9 protein-coding genes are annotated in these 13967 nt (G+C 73.2%); 4 read left to right on the forward strand and 5 right to left on the reverse strand.

Annotated features, from left to right (window positions below):
- Positions 1 to 66 precede the first annotated feature (66 nt).
- Together AC3ET3_RS33945 and AC3ET3_RS33950 are read right to left on the reverse strand one after the other, a co-directional pair.
- Positions 67 to 732 carry an NAD(P)-dependent oxidoreductase gene (locus AC3ET3_RS33945; RefSeq protein ID WP_435613531.1) on the reverse strand — a complete coding sequence of 222 codons (666 nt, stop codon included), beginning with the start codon at positions 730 to 732 and terminating at the stop codon, positions 67 to 69.
- A 146-nt stretch (positions 733 to 878) separates the two neighbouring features.
- Complete coding sequence (locus tag AC3ET3_RS33950) at positions 879 to 1814, reverse strand: EamA family transporter (protein ID WP_432139246.1); 936 nt, start codon at positions 1812 to 1814, stop codon at positions 879 to 881.
- Between the two features lie 93 nt (positions 1815 to 1907).
- Here AC3ET3_RS33950 and AC3ET3_RS33955 point away from each other — a divergent pair, with 93 nt between their 5' ends.
- Complete coding sequence (locus AC3ET3_RS33955) at positions 1908 to 2792, forward strand: LysR family transcriptional regulator (protein ID WP_432139245.1); 885 nt, start codon at positions 1908 to 1910, stop codon at positions 2790 to 2792.
- 62 nt (positions 2793 to 2854) lie between these two features.
- A complete protein-coding gene (dusB, locus tag AC3ET3_RS33960; protein WP_435613532.1) occupies positions 2855 to 3997 on the forward strand; it encodes a tRNA dihydrouridine synthase DusB in 1143 nt (380 codons plus the stop codon).
- Positions 3998 to 4015: 18 nt separating this feature from the next.
- Here dusB and AC3ET3_RS33965 read toward each other — a convergent pair whose 3' ends face one another.
- From AC3ET3_RS33965 to AC3ET3_RS33975, 3 genes are all read right to left on the reverse strand, one after another.
- Positions 4016 to 5764 carry an LTA synthase family protein gene (locus tag AC3ET3_RS33965; RefSeq protein WP_432157881.1) on the reverse strand — a complete coding sequence of 583 codons (1749 nt, stop codon included), beginning with the start codon at positions 5762 to 5764 and terminating at the stop codon, positions 4016 to 4018.
- 121 nt (positions 5765 to 5885) lie between these two features.
- Complete coding sequence (locus tag AC3ET3_RS33970; protein ID WP_435613533.1) at positions 5886 to 7826, reverse strand: amylo-alpha-1,6-glucosidase; 1941 nt, start codon at positions 7824 to 7826, stop codon at positions 5886 to 5888.
- Positions 7827 to 7895: 69 nt separating this feature from the next.
- On the reverse strand, positions 7896 to 9293 hold the full coding sequence (locus tag AC3ET3_RS33975) for an MGH1-like glycoside hydrolase domain-containing protein (protein ID WP_435613534.1): 1398 nt from the start codon (positions 9291 to 9293) through the stop codon (positions 7896 to 7898).
- A 132-nt stretch (positions 9294 to 9425) separates the two neighbouring features.
- Here AC3ET3_RS33975 and AC3ET3_RS33980 point away from each other — a divergent pair, with 132 nt between their 5' ends.
- Positions 9426 to 10682 carry an ROK family protein gene (locus tag AC3ET3_RS33980; RefSeq protein WP_432139240.1) on the forward strand — a complete coding sequence of 419 codons (1257 nt, stop codon included), beginning with the start codon at positions 9426 to 9428 and terminating at the stop codon, positions 10680 to 10682.
- Between the two features lie 420 nt (positions 10683 to 11102).
- The gene (gene ppdK / locus AC3ET3_RS33985; protein WP_432139239.1) at positions 11103 to 13850 is read left to right on the forward strand and encodes a pyruvate, phosphate dikinase; all 2748 of its coding nucleotides are present in this window, start codon (positions 11103 to 11105) and stop codon (positions 13848 to 13850) included.
- Positions 13851 to 13967 lie beyond the last annotated feature (117 nt).

Consider the following 13967-nt stretch of genomic DNA (forward strand, 5'->3'; position numbering starts at 1 on the left):
CCCCCCCCCCCCCCCCCCCCCCCCCCCCCCCCCCCCCCCCCCCCCCCCGCGGCCGTTCCCTGGACGCTACGGCGCGCCCACGGCCCCGGCCGCCGGGGGACGGTGGACCACGGTGACGTGCCGCTCACCCCCCGGCCCCTCCACCTCGTCCACCACCGCGACCGCCAGGTCCTCCGCGCTGATCCAGGAGCGGCCGCCGGCGTCGGTGAGGAGGGTGTCGGTGCCGCGCCGGTAGCGGCCGGTGCGCTCGCCGGGCTCCAGCAGGGCGGGCGGGCTGAGGTACGCCCAGTCGGCGCCGGCGTGCTCGCGGCAGGCCCGCAGCTGGGCGACCCCGGCGGCGGCGACGGCCCGTACCGCGGCCGGCACGTACGCCGGGTCGTCGGCGACCAGCAGGTCCGCCGCACCGGGGCTGCGCAGCGCGCCCGCGCCGCCCACCACCAGCACCCGTGCCCCGAGTTCCGCCCCGGCCGCCAGCACTGTACGGGTGGCCCCGACCAGGAACTCCGGGTCGGCCGGCTCGGTCCGCACGGCCAGGACCAGCGCCTCGGCGCCGCAGCCCCGCAGCGCCTCCCGCACGGCCCGGTCGTCCCGCACGTCCACCGGGAGCGCACGCGTCCCGTCGTCGTGCGCCGGCTTCCGCGCCAGGCCGTACACCCGGTGGCCACGCGCCCCGGCCTCGACGGCCACCCGGCTGCCGACCATCCCGGTCGAGCCGATCACCGCGAGCGTCAACGGCTTCGTCCTCGGCGTCGCCGTCCCCGTGGTCGTCGGTCTCGTCCTCGGCGTCGTCGTCCCCGTGGTCGTCGCTATCGGTCTCGGTCTCGGCATCGGCGTCGGTGCTCTCGTGGTCGTCGGTATGGGTGCCGGCCTCGGCGTCGTCATCGTGTCCGTCCTCCCTCGATCCGTGTCCGTCCTTGTCCGATCCGTGTCCGTGGGATACCGAGCCGCTTCGGCGGATCGAACTGCGCGGCGACCAGCGCGGCCGACGCCAGCACGAAGCCGACGGCCTGCGCCGCGTTCAGCGTCTCGCCGAGCCCCACCCCCACGACCGTCGCGACCAGCGGCGACAGCAGCACCAGCGGCGCGGACGCCCCCACCGGCAGCCGTCCGATCCCGCGGAACCACACCGTGTAGGCGATCAGCCCGCCCATGCTGCCGAGCCACAGATAGCCCCCGGCGGCCCCGGCGTCGACGCCGGGCGGCGCGCCCTCGACCAGCACGGTGAGCGGGAGCAGCACCAGCCCGCCGGCCGTGAGCTGCCAGGCCGCCAGCGTCAGCGGGCCGACCCCCGCCGGCCGCCCCCACCGCTTGGTGAGCACCACCCCGCCCGCCATGGCGGCCGTTCCGCCCAGCCCGGCGAGCACCCCCACGCCGTCCATGCGGGCCTGCGGCCCGAGCACCACCAGCCCGACACCGGCGACCCCGGTCACCCCCCAGGCCCACCGCCACGCCGTCGGCCGGTCCCGCAGCACCAGCATGGCCAGCCCCGCGACCAGCAGCGGCTGGGTGGCGCTGAGGGTGGCCGCCACGCCGCCGGGCAGCCGCTCGGCGGCGATGAACAGCAGCGGGAACAGGGCGCCGATGTTCAGCACTCCCAGCACGGCGGCCTTCCACCACCATGCGCCCCGCGGCAGCACCCGTGCGACGGCCAGTGCGACCAGCCCGGCCGGCAGGGCCCGCATCAGCGCGGCGAACAGCGGATGCCCGGCCGGTAACAGCTCGGTCGTCACGGCGTACGTCGTCCCCCAGGCCGCGGGAGCCAGCGCCGTCAGCAGCACGACCCCCGCCCGCCCGGGCGCTTCATCACTAGGCATGCCCGAAGTCTTGGCCTCGGAGGATCAATGAGTCCAACACATGTATCGCATAGCACCTATGAACCCAGGCCATGACTGCTGGATCATGACGTCATGGACCTCCAGCAACTCCGCTACGTCGTCGCCGTCGCCGAGACCCGCAACTTCACCCGCGCCGCGGAACGCTGCTACGTCGTGCAGTCCTCCCTGAGCCACCGGATCGGCGCCCTGGAACGCGAGTTGGGGGTCAGGCTGTTCGCCCGTTCCAGCCGCCGCGTCGAACTCACCAGCGCCGGCACCGCGTTCCTCGCCCGGGCGCGCGAGTGCCTGGCCGCCGCCGACCTCGCGGTGGCCGACGCGGCCGCCGCCACCGGTGTCGTACGCGGCCGGCTCGCCGTGGGGGTGATCGTGACCACGGCCGCCGTCGACGTCCCCGACCTGCTGCACCGCTACCGCGCCCGCCACCCCGACGTCCGGGTGGTCCTGCGCTCCGGCCGCAGCGACCAGCTCGCGGCCCAGATCCGCGCCGGGGAACTGGACATCGCGTTCCTCGGCCTCCCGGCCGGCGAGCGCCCCGCCGGCGTCGAGACCCTGGCGCTCGCCCACGACGAGCACGTCCTCGTCGTCCCGGCAGGCCATCGCCTGGCGGACGCCTCCCAGGTCCGTCTCGCGGACATCGCCGACGAGACGTTCGTCGACTTCGTCGACGGGACCCCCGCCCGGGCCCAGTCCGACCAGGCGTTCGCCGCCGCGGGGCTGACCCGTGACGTCGCCTACGAGGCCGGTGTGGTGGAACTGATCACCCGCCTGGTGACGCGGGGCCTGGCCGTCGCGCTCCTGCCCTCGGCGTACATCCGCCCCCGGGTCACCGATGACCTCACCCTGGTCCCGCTGACCGACGGACCGCACCGCACCGAATACCTGGCCTGGAGCCGCTTCAACCCGAGCCCCGCGACGCGCGCCATGCTCGACGTCCTGGGAGTCGCCCCCGCCCCGTGACCCGTCCGCCCCTCACGTTCGCTAGTACGCCTAACTAATCGATCTCGCCGCTCCCCGCCCGCATGCGTGACAATGGGCGGATGCTCCAGATCGGCCCGCACCCCGTCCAGCCCCCCGTCGTCCTGGCCCCCATGGCCGGGATCACCAACGCGCCCTTCCGCACCCTGTGCCGTGAGTGGAGCGGCGGCAAGGGGCTGTTCGTCAGCGAGATGATCACCACGCGGGCGCTGGTGGAGCGCAACGAGAAGACGATGCAGCTGATCCACTTCGACGCGAGCGAGAACCCGCGCTCGATCCAGCTGTACGGCGTCGACCCGGTGACCGTCGGCAAGGCCGTCCGCATGATCGCGGAGGAGGACCTCGCCGACCACATCGACCTCAACTTCGGCTGCCCCGTCCCGAAGGTCACCCGCAGGGGCGGCGGCTCCGCGCTGCCGTACAAGCGCAACCTGCTGCGCGCCATCCTGCGCGAGGCCGTCAGCGGCGCCGGGGACCTGCCGGTGACGATGAAGATGCGCAAGGGCATCGACGACGACCACCTCACCTACCTCGACGCCGGCCGCATCGCCGTCGAGGAGGGCGTCACCGCCATCGCGCTGCACGGCCGCACCACCGCCCAGCACTACGGCGGCACCGCCGACTGGGAGGCCATCGCCCGGCTCAAGGAACACGTCCCGGAGATCCCCGTCCTCGGCAACGGCGACATCTGGTCGGCCGAGGACGCCCTGCGGATGGTGCGCGAGACCGGCTGCGACGGCGTGGTCGTCGGACGCGGCTGCCTCGGCCGGCCCTGGCTGTTCGCGGACCTGGTGGCCGCCTTCGAGGGCCGCACCGGCGCCTACGTACGGCCCACCCTGCGCGAGGTCGCCGACGTCATGGTCCGGCACGCCACCCTGCTCGGCGAGTGGATCGGCGACGAAGCCCGGGGCGTCATCGACTTCCGCAAGCACGTCGCCTGGTACCTCAAGGGCTTCGCGGTCGGCTCCGACATGCGCAAGCGGCTCGCGGTCACCTCCACGCTCGCCGAACTGCGCGCCGGGCTCGAGGAGTTGGACCTCGACCAGCCGTGGCCGGCCGGCGCCGACGGCCCCCGCGGCCGTACGTCCGGCAACAACCGCGTGGTGCTGCCGGACGGCTGGCTCAAGGACCCCTACGACTGCGCGGGCATCGGCGAGGACGCGGAGCTGGACACCTCCGGCGGCTGACCCGCCCCCGGCCCGCGGCTACTTCGTGGGGTGCGGCGTGGAGCCGTACGCCGTCAGGAACCGGTCGCGGAAGGCGCTCATCTTCCACACCGGGGCGTCGTGCGCGGGGCGCAGCCCGTCCGTCCAGCCCCAGCCGGCGATCTTCTCCAGCACCTTCGGGTCCTTGGCGACGATCGAGACCGGCACGTCCCGGCTGGCGTCGTCGCCGCTGACCCGGGCGATGGGCTGGTGGTCGCCGAGGAACACCAGGACGGTGTCGTCGCGGCCGTAGCGCTCCAGCCACTGGGTGAGCGCGGTCACCGAGTACTGGATCGACTTGCCGTACTCCTCCCGCGACGCGGTGCTGTCGGAGATGATGTCCTGCGCCTCCTTCCCGGCCTCCTGGATCGGGCCGAAGAGGGAGCCGTCGCCCAGCTCGTCCCAGCCGACCATCTTCGGGATCGGCGCCCAGGGCTGGTGGCTGGAGGTGAGGATGACCTCCGCCATCAGCGGCTTGTCGCGCTTCCTGCCGTGCTCCAGCCGCTGGAAGGCCTCCAGCGCGTACTGGTCCGGCATCGTCGACCAGCTGAACTTCGGCCCCTTGTAGCCGAGGTGGAAGGCGTCGTAGACCTTGTCGAGGCCGTAGTACTCCTGCTCCGGCCACGCCTTCTGCACGCCCGGCATGACACCCACGGTGTCCCACGCGCCGGTCTTCCGGAACGCCTTGGTGAGCGAGAGGTGGTCGCTCGCCATCACCGTGCGGTAGCGCTGCTGGTTGTCGATCCACAGTCCGGACAGGGTGGTGGAGTGGCCCAGCCAGCTGCCGCCGCCGTAGGTCGCGGAGGTCAGCCAGCCGCTCTTGGCCTTGAAACCGGCCTTCGCCAGCGCCTCGGTGGACGCGGCGAGCGTCCGGTCCACGCCCGGCGCCATGATCGGGTCCTCGACGGCGCTGCGGCCGTAGCTCTCGATGAACGTGAAGACGACGTCCTTGCCGCGCAGATCGGGCAGCAGCTGACCGGGCGGGGTGGCGCCGAACGCGTCGGCGCGGGCCTCCTTCGCGAACGCCGCCTCGTCGCGCAGGGTGTCCCGCACCCGCTCGGTGTGGGCGACCAGGACGTCCGCGGCCCGGTGGGCGGTCAGCGGATGCCCGGCGACCTGGACGGTCAGGATCGAGCTGGTGACCCACACCGTGCCGGCGACGAGCGTGGCCCGGGTCGCGGCCCGCGTGTCGCGGGCGAGGAGCGTCCCGATACGGACCATCGCCCCCGCCATCGCGGCGAACAGCGCCACGACCAGCGCGGCCAGCCCGATCGTCGCCCCGACCGCGGTCGCCCGCCCCATCGAGTCCGCGACATAGGACTGCGCGTCGTCCAGCAACTCCCAGTCCAGCACCGCGTTGAACCCCCGGCCGAGGTACTGCGCGAAGCCCATCTCCAGCAGGTTCAGCACCGTCAGCGCGGCCAGCACCACACCGCTCAGCACCGCCACCACGACGCGCGGCCGGCGCGGCAGCGCGATCAGCACGGCCGCCGTCACGATCGCCTCCGCCGGCACCGCCAGGAACGTGCCCGGCTGCACCGCCTTCACCGTCCTCGGCATCAGCATGGCCCCGAGCACGAGAGCGACGGAGAGCACCGTCGTGCTCCACCACAGTCCACGGGCCAGGCGGGGCCACCGCTCCCGCCAGGAACGCAGCCTCGCCCAGCGGGACGCGAGAGGTCCGCCGGCCGCCGAAGGCTCCTCCGCCACGCTGTCGGCGGCCTCTGGCGAACGCGTGGAGACAGACACCCGAAGGTCCTTCCGTACAGACGAGCCGGCGGAGCGGCGGATCCGACGTGGGGGGATCGGATCCGCCACCGTCACGTACGTACGCGTCCCGCCCGGCGTTCAGCCGACGCGGGGCCGGACCTCAGGCGCCCCCCACCGCCGTGAGCAGCGCGAGCGGTGCCGCGGCCGACCGTGACTCCCGCACGCACGCGTGCGGATACGGCACCGGCTCGGGATGACCGTCCCGCCCGTACCCGGCCAGCACCTCCGGCAGCCGGTGCCCGGTGGCCGTCGCCGCGTCGACCAGCGCGTGCGCCACCGCGCGCGCCTCGTCGTGCAGCCCGTACCGCGCCAGGCCCAGCGTGATCAGCGCGTTGTCGTGCGGCCAGACCGAGCCCCGGTGGTACGACAGCGGGTGGTACGCCGGCTGCCCGGCCGCCAGCGTGCGCACCCCCCACCCCGAGAAGAAGTCCGGTTCGAGGAGCCTGCGGCCCACCATCTCGCCGTACTCCTTGTCCAGCAGCCCCGACCAGAGCAGGTGCCCGGCGTCCGAGGCCAGCGCGTCCACCTGGCGGCCCGTGCCGTCCAGGGCCAGCGCCGGGAAGGACCGCCGGGGCATCCAGAAGTCCTGCTGGAAGCGGTCGCGCAGATCCGCCGCCGCCTGCTCCAGCAGTGCCGCGTACGTCCCGTCGGCCCAGACCGTGCGGGCCAGCCACGCCGTGCGGCGCAGCGCGTCGTACGCGTACCCCTGGGCGCCCGCCGCCATGACCGGGCCGGCCGCGCGGGTGCCGTCCGCCGAGCAGATGGCGCCGGGGGAGTCCTTCCAGTTCTGGTTGGCCAGCCCACCCTGGTCGGCGCGGTAGACGAGGTAGCCGCGCGAGGTGAGCCCGCCGTGGTCCAGCATCCAGCCGACGGCCGCGCGGGCGTGCGGCTCCAGCCGGCGGGCCAGGCCGGTGTCCCCGGTCCGTTCGACGTACGCGCCGAGCAGGACCAGGAAGAGCGGGGTCGCGTCCACCGAGCCGTAGTACCGGCCGTAGGGCACCTGCTCGAAGTGGGCCAGCTCGCCGTACCGCACCTCGTGGACGATCTTGCCGGGCTGGGCCACCGCCCGCGGGCCGGTCTCGGTGGCCTGCGCGGCGGCCAGCGCCAGCAGCGTAGCGGCCGCCGGCTGCGGGCGGTACGGCAGCACGAACAGGGAGGTGAGCAGTGCGTCCCGGCCGAGCAGGGTGAGGAACCAGGGGGCGCCGGCCGCCGGGACCCGCACTTCCTCGCCGTCCGGGCCGGTCGCCGGGATCTGCAGCGTCGCGAGGTCCGCGAGGCCGCGCGCGCAGGCCGCCGCCAGCTCGGGCCAGCCCGTCGGGAAGGCCACGCCCTCCAGGAACCGCTCCTCCGCGGCGAGGAGTTGCTCGCCGAGCGCGGCCGGGGAGCGGGGCACCCGCAGGGCCCGCTTCTCGCCGTGCGGGCGGGCCATCACACGGACCGTCAGCTCGGTGGTGCCGTGCGGTTCGAGGTCCAGCCGCCACACCAGGCGCCGGGCTCCGGTACCGGTCTCCTCCACGGCGTCCGGCGCGGGCTCGGAGGTCACCGTCGTCCGGGACAGCCACTCGCCGCGGCGGTAGGTGAACTCCAGCCCGTGCTCCAGGACTTCGCGACGGCGTACCGCACCGGCCTTGGCGTAGGTGCGGTGGTCGGAGCGGAGTTCGAACTGGTCGGTGAAGTCGGCGTCCGCGGTGAGCGCGACCCGGACCGCGGTGCGCACCGCCCGGTTGCTGGTGATGCGCAGCGACTCCACGAACGAGCCGTCGCCGACGGCCTGTTCGCGAAAGAGGGTGCAGGACGGCGGTTCGGTGCGGCCGCCGCGCGGTACGAGGACACAGCGCGTGGTGTCGCCGTCCGCGACCGGCGTCAGCGGCTCCGGGACCGCCCCGTCCACGGTGAGCTGCCAGCGGCTGAGGTGCCGGGCGTCCCGGACGAACAGCCCCTGCGGGAAGGAGCCGGTGCTCCGTACCCCGCTGATGTCCCCACGGTCGTCCACGGCGGCGAACGTCCCGCCGTGGACGAGCAGATGATGCCGGTCCGTCATCTCCGGTCCCCTCCCCTGAAGCCGTTGAGTGCCAGGTGGCGCGTCGAGCGCCCGGTGGGCCGCTGGGCGTCAGCGGTCCCGGCCGGGCGTTCGGTGGTCCGTCTCGGGTGCGGTGTGCAGCAGGTCCAGCGCGAGCGCGGCCGTCCAGCCGAAGCCGGTGGTGCCGCAGGCCTCGCCGGTGTACGGGTCGACGTACTCCGCGAAGTCCGAGGCGCTCGCGAGGTCCAGCAGGGCCGCGCGCAGGGCGTCCGCGCGGGCCGTCTCGCCGTGCAGTCTGAGGCCCCGCTCCAGCAGCCAGCCGGTGTTGAACCAGGCCGGGCCGCGCCAGTAGCGGTGCGGGTCGAAGGCCTCGCCGAGCAGGTCGTAGCTCGGGACGAGGCGGGTGGCGGTGCCCAGCGCGAAGTGCGGGCCGGTGAGGGTGCCCACGAGTGCGGTGGTCACCTCGCGCGGCAGGCCGGGCAGCAGCAGCGGGATCAGCCCGGAGACCGCGCGCTCGGCGACCGGCCGCCCGCCGCGCAGGTCCCGGCACAGGAACATGCCGCGCGCCGGGTCCCAGAGCCGGTCCACCAGGGCCGCCGTCAGCCGGTCCGCGCGGGCGTGGCGGGCCGTGCCCGTCGCTCCGAGCTCGTGCGCGATGCGGGCGAGCGCGTGCTCGGAGGCGACGAGCAGGGCGTTGAAGGCGGGGTCCTCGACGGCGAACTCCCCCGCCTTGTCGGCGTACCCGCGGTCCCGGTAGTCGGCGGCCAGCCGGACGTAGCGTCCGTAGTCCAGATCGGTCGGCCGGTCCTCGGCGGCGCCGTGGTCGAGGTCGGCGCGGCGGAAGGAGCGGGCCGGCGCGGGGGCCACCCGGGCCAGCGGGGCGTCCCAGGCGGGGCTGTTGTCCATACCCTGCTCCCAGGGGTGGACGACACAGACCAGCCCGCCGCCGCCCAGGTCGCGGCGGTGCAGCAGATAGCGGTGCCAGGCGGCCAGCCGCGGGTAGACCCGCGCGAGGAAACCGCGCGACCGGGACAGCCCGGGGTCGGCGCGGTGCACCAGCCAGGCGGCCAGCGCGTGCACCGGTGGCTGCACGATGCCGGAGGTCTGTACGGTGCGCGGGGCGCCCGCCTCGCGCCCCGCGGCCGAGGAGCGCCAGAAGTCGGGGCTCGGGAAGTAGGCGTCCAGCGGGACGGAGGGGTTGAAGACGATGTGCGGCACCCGGCCGTCGCCCCACTGTGCCGCCAGCAGCGTCTCCAGCTCGGTCTGCGCCCGCAGCGGCGAGACGTGCCTCAGGCCGATGGCGATGAACGCCGAGTCCCACGACCACTGGTGCGGGTACAGCCCGCGCGAGGGCACCGTGGACGACCCGGTCCAGTTGGCGTCCAGCACCGCCACCGCCCTGAGGTGCAGCGCATCGGCCGCGGGGCCCGGACCGTATACGACGGCATGGCCGGCGGGGCGGGCGATGACCTGGGCAGTGCGATCCACTCGGGGCTCCCCGAAGAACGTTGAAGACACCACAATGGAACCCGGTTCGGCAGTGACTGCCGCGGGGTTACGTCTATTTAACACGCAAAACTCAATATGTAAGGCAAGCTTGAGAAACACAAGGGGGTGCGCATGACGACTCGGGAGCGGACAGGCGGCCGGACGCCGGCGGCGGGCCGGGGCCCGGCCGCGGGCCGTGGTCAGGCCAGCGCCGGTGAACTGCTGGAGCTGGTCCGCAGCGGCCGTGCCACCACGCGCGGCGCGTTGCAGCAGGCCACCGGGCTCTCCCGGGCCACCGTCGGCCAGCGCCTGGACCGGCTGTTCCGCGCGGGGTGGCTGCGGGAGGGCGCCGGCGGCCCGGTGGACTCGCCGCTGGGCGGGCGCCCCTCCATCACCCTGGAGTTCGACGACGCCCACGCGGTGGTGCTCGCCGCCGACCTGGACACCCGCCACGCGCGCGCGGCCGTTCTCACCCTGACCGGCGAACTGCTCGCCGAGCACTCCGGCACCCTCGTCGTCGAGGACGGCCCGGACGTGGTGCTGGGCGAGCTGGGCCACTGGTTCGCCGAGCTGCTGGAGAAGGCGGGGCACCGGGCCGACGAGGTGTGCGGCATCGGCCTGGCCGTGCCGGGGCCGGTGGACAGCGAGACCGGGCGCGTGGTGCAGCCGCCGATCATGCCGGGCTGGGACGGCTACGACATAAGGGGCCGTCTGGCCAGGGCCTTCACCGAGCACACTGGCGCCCCCGCGGTCCCGGTCCTGGTGGACAACGACGCCAACCTCATGGCGTACGGCGAGCAGCGCACCTCCTACCCGGACTGCTCGGCGTTCGTGCTGGTCAAGGTGTCCACCGGCATCGGCGCCGGGGTGGTGGTCGACGGCTCCGTCTTCCGGGGGGTCGACGGCGGCGCCGGGGACATCGGGCACATCCGGGTGCCGGACGGCGCGGACGCGATGTGCCGCTGCGGCTCCCACGGCTGTCTGGCCGCCCTCGCCAGCGGCGGTGCGGTGGCCCGGCGGCTGGCGGCGGCCGGGGTGCCGGCGGCCTCCGGCTCGGACGTGCGGGACCTGCTGACCGCCGGGCACCCCGAGGCCACGGCGCTGGCACGGGAGGCCGGCCGGCGGGTCGGCGACGTGCTGGCGACCGTGGTGACGCTGCTCAACCCCGGCGTGCTGATGATCGCAGGTGACCTCGCGGGCACACCGTTCGTGACGGGCGTGCGCGAGCTGCTCTACCAGCGGGCGCTGCCGCGTTCGACGGCTCATCTGGACGTGGTGACCTCGCGGCTGGGGGAGCGGGCGGGGCTGGTGGGGGCCGGGGCGCTGGTGGTGGAGCATCTGTACGCGCCGGAGCGGGTGGAGGAGCGGCTGCGGGCGCTGGGGGTCTGACGAGGGGTGTGACATGGATGTTTCCCCTCCCGGACACCCGTCCGCATGGTGAAACCGGAGCGCCTCCGGCGGCGTGATTCTCGCCACCCCTGATAAGGGTTGCGCTCAGATGAGCGGATCACGGGCGACTGCACTTCTGAAAAGGGTGGCACTGGGTGCCACCCTTTGATCGTTCATCGGCGAAACTCAGACGTGTGGAAACTCGCTCATCTGAGCGCTAAGGGGCCGCCGTGCGAGGGTCTTCCGTTCAATAAGTGAACACATGATCGGCCATTACCTTGCCAAGCTTTGACTTTCGATCCCCTGGCGGACGGCTGGTTACAGGCGCATGACGCACGAGTGGACGTACCCAGACGCCTTCGATCTGGGTATGTTCCTCGCCGTCAGGGCAGCCACCGCCTCCATGAGGAGTCGAGATCCGTGTCGGAAAACAAAGAATCCCGGGGAGCCGTACCGGGCGCGAGCGTTGAGGCCGTGAAGTTCGTCTACGACTTCACCGAGGGCAACAAGGACCTCAAGGACCTCCTCGGCGGCAAGGGCGCCAACCTCGCCGAGATGACCAACCTCGGTCTTCCGGTGCCTCCCGGCTTCACGATCACCACGGAGGCCTGCAAGGTCTACCTGGACAGCGGGGAGGAGCCGGCGGCGCTGCGCGACGAGGTGAGTGCGCACCTCGACGCGCTGGAGCGGCGCATGGGCAAGAAGCTCGGCCAGGCCGACGACCCGCTCCTCGTCTCCGTCCGCTCCGGCGCCAAGTTCTCCATGCCCGGCATGATGGACACCGTCCTGAACATCGGGCTGTCCGACAAGTCGGTCCAGGGACTCGCCAAGCAGGCCGGTGACGACCGCTTCGCCTGGGACTCCTACCGCCGCCTCATCCAGATGTTCGGCAAGACCGTCCTCGGCGTCGACGGCGACCTCTTCGAGGACGCGCTCGACAGGGCCAAGGAGGCCAAGAAGGTCACGGTCGACACCGACCTGGAGGCCGCGGACCTCAAGAAGCTGGTCACCACCTTCAAGAAGATCGTCAAGAAGGAGACCGGCCGGGACTTCCCCCAGGACCCGCGCGAGCAGATGGACCTCGCCATCAAGGCGGTCTTCGACTCCTGGAACGGCGACCGGGCCAAGCTCTACCGCCGCCAGGAACGCATCCCGCACGACCTGGGCACCGCGGTCAACGTCTGCTCGATGGTCTTCGGCAACCTCGGCCCCGACTCCGGCACCGGCGTCGCCTTCACCCGCGACCCCGCCTCCGGCCACCAGGGCGTCTACGGCGACTACCTGCAGAACGCCCAGGGCGAGGACGTCGTCGCCGGCATCCGCAACACCGTCCCGCTGGCGGAGCTGGAGTCGATCGACAAGAAGTCGTACGACCAGCTCATGCAGATCATGGAGACGCTGGAGAACCACTACAAGGACCTGTGCGACATCGAGTTCACGATCGAGCGCGGCCGGCTGTGGATGCTCCAGACGCGCGTCGGCAAGCGCACGGCGGGCGCCGCGTTCCGCATCGCCACCCAGCTCGTCGACCAGGGCCTGATCGACGAGACCGAGGCACTTCAGCGGGTGACCGGCGCCCAGCTCGCCCAGCTGATGTTCCCCCGGTTCGACGAGCAGGCGAAGGTCGAGCAGGTCGGGCGCGGCATCGCGGCCTCCCCGGGCGCGGCGGTGGGCAAGGCGGTCTTCGACTCGTACACGGCCGTGAAGTGGTCCCGCTCCGGCGAGAAGGTCATCCTGGTCCGCCGGGAGACCAACCCCGACGACCTGGACGGCATGATCGCCGCCGAGGGCATCCTGACCTCCCGCGGCGGCAAGACCTCCCACGCGGCCGTCGTCGCCCGCGGCATGGGCAAGACCTGCGTCTGCGGCGCGGAGGAGCTGGAGGTCGACACCAAGCGCCGCCGGATGACCGTCCCCGGCGGGCACGTCGTCGAGGAAGGCGACCTGATCTCCATCGACGGCTCCAACGGCAAGGTCTACCTCGGTGAGGTGCCGGTGGTCCCCTCCCCGGTCGTGGAGTACTTCGAGGGCCGGATGCACGCCGGGGCCCAGGACGCCGACGAGCTGGTCGAGGCCGTGCACCGGATCATGGCGTTCGCCGACCGCAAGCGCCACCTGCGGGTGCGCGCCAACGCCGACAACGCCGAGGACGCGATGCGCGCCCGCCGGTTCGGCGCCCAGGGCATCGGCCTGTGCCGCACCGAGCACATGTTCCTCGGCGACCGCCGTGAGCTGGTCGAACGCCTCATCCTCGCGGACACCGAGAACGAGCGCGAGGAAGCCCTGCAGCAGCTCCTGCCGCTGCAGAAGAAGGACTTCGTGGAGCTGTTCTCCGCGATGGACGGCCTGCCCGTCACCGTCCGCCTCCTCGACCCGCCGCTGCACGAGTTCCTGCCGGACATCACCGAGCTGTCGGTCCGCGTGGCGCTGGCCGAGTCCCGCCAGGAACCCCACGAGAACGAACTCCGCCTCCTCCAGGCGGTCCACCGCCTGCACGAGCAGAACCCGATGCTGGGCCTGCGCGGCGTCCGCCTGGGCCTGGTCATCCCCGGCCTGTTCACGATGCAGGTCCGCGCGATCGCCGAGGCTGCCGCCGAGCGCAAGAACGCCAAGGGCGACCCGCGCGCCGAGATCATGATCCCGCTCGTCGGCACGGTCCAGGAGCTGGAGATCGTCCGCGAGGAGGCCGACCAGGTCATCGCCGAGGTCGAGGCCGCGACCGGTACGTCGCTCAAGCTGTCCATCGGCACGATGATCGAGCTGCCGCGCGCCGCGGTGACCGCCGGTCAGATCGCCGAGGCCGCCGAGTTCTTCTCCTTCGGCACCAACGACCTGACCCAGACGGTGTGGGGCTTCAGCCGGGACGACGTGGAGGCCTCCTTCTTCACGGCGTACCTGGAGAAGGGCATCTTCGGCGTCAGCCCCTTCGAGACGATCGACAAGGACGGCGTCGGCTCCCTGGTCAGGGCCGCGGCGAAGGCGGGCCGCGAGACCCGCCCCGACATCAAGCTCGGCGTCTGCGGCGAGCACGGCGGCGACCCCGAGTCCGTCCACTTCTTCCACGAGGTGGGCCTGGACTACGTCTCCTGCTCCCCCTTCCGCATCCCCGTGGCCCGCCTCGAAGCCGGCCGCGCGGCAACCCAGTCGGAGGGCAGCGACCACCGCTGACCCCGGCCCCCACCGGGCTCCCACCGAGCCCGGCCGGACCCCGGAGCCGTCGTCCGTCCCCGACCCTCAACCGATGGGCGACGGCTCCGGCACGCAAGAGGAGGGCGGCACCTTGTG

This window comes from Streptomyces sp. bgisy159 (assembly GCF_057707805.1).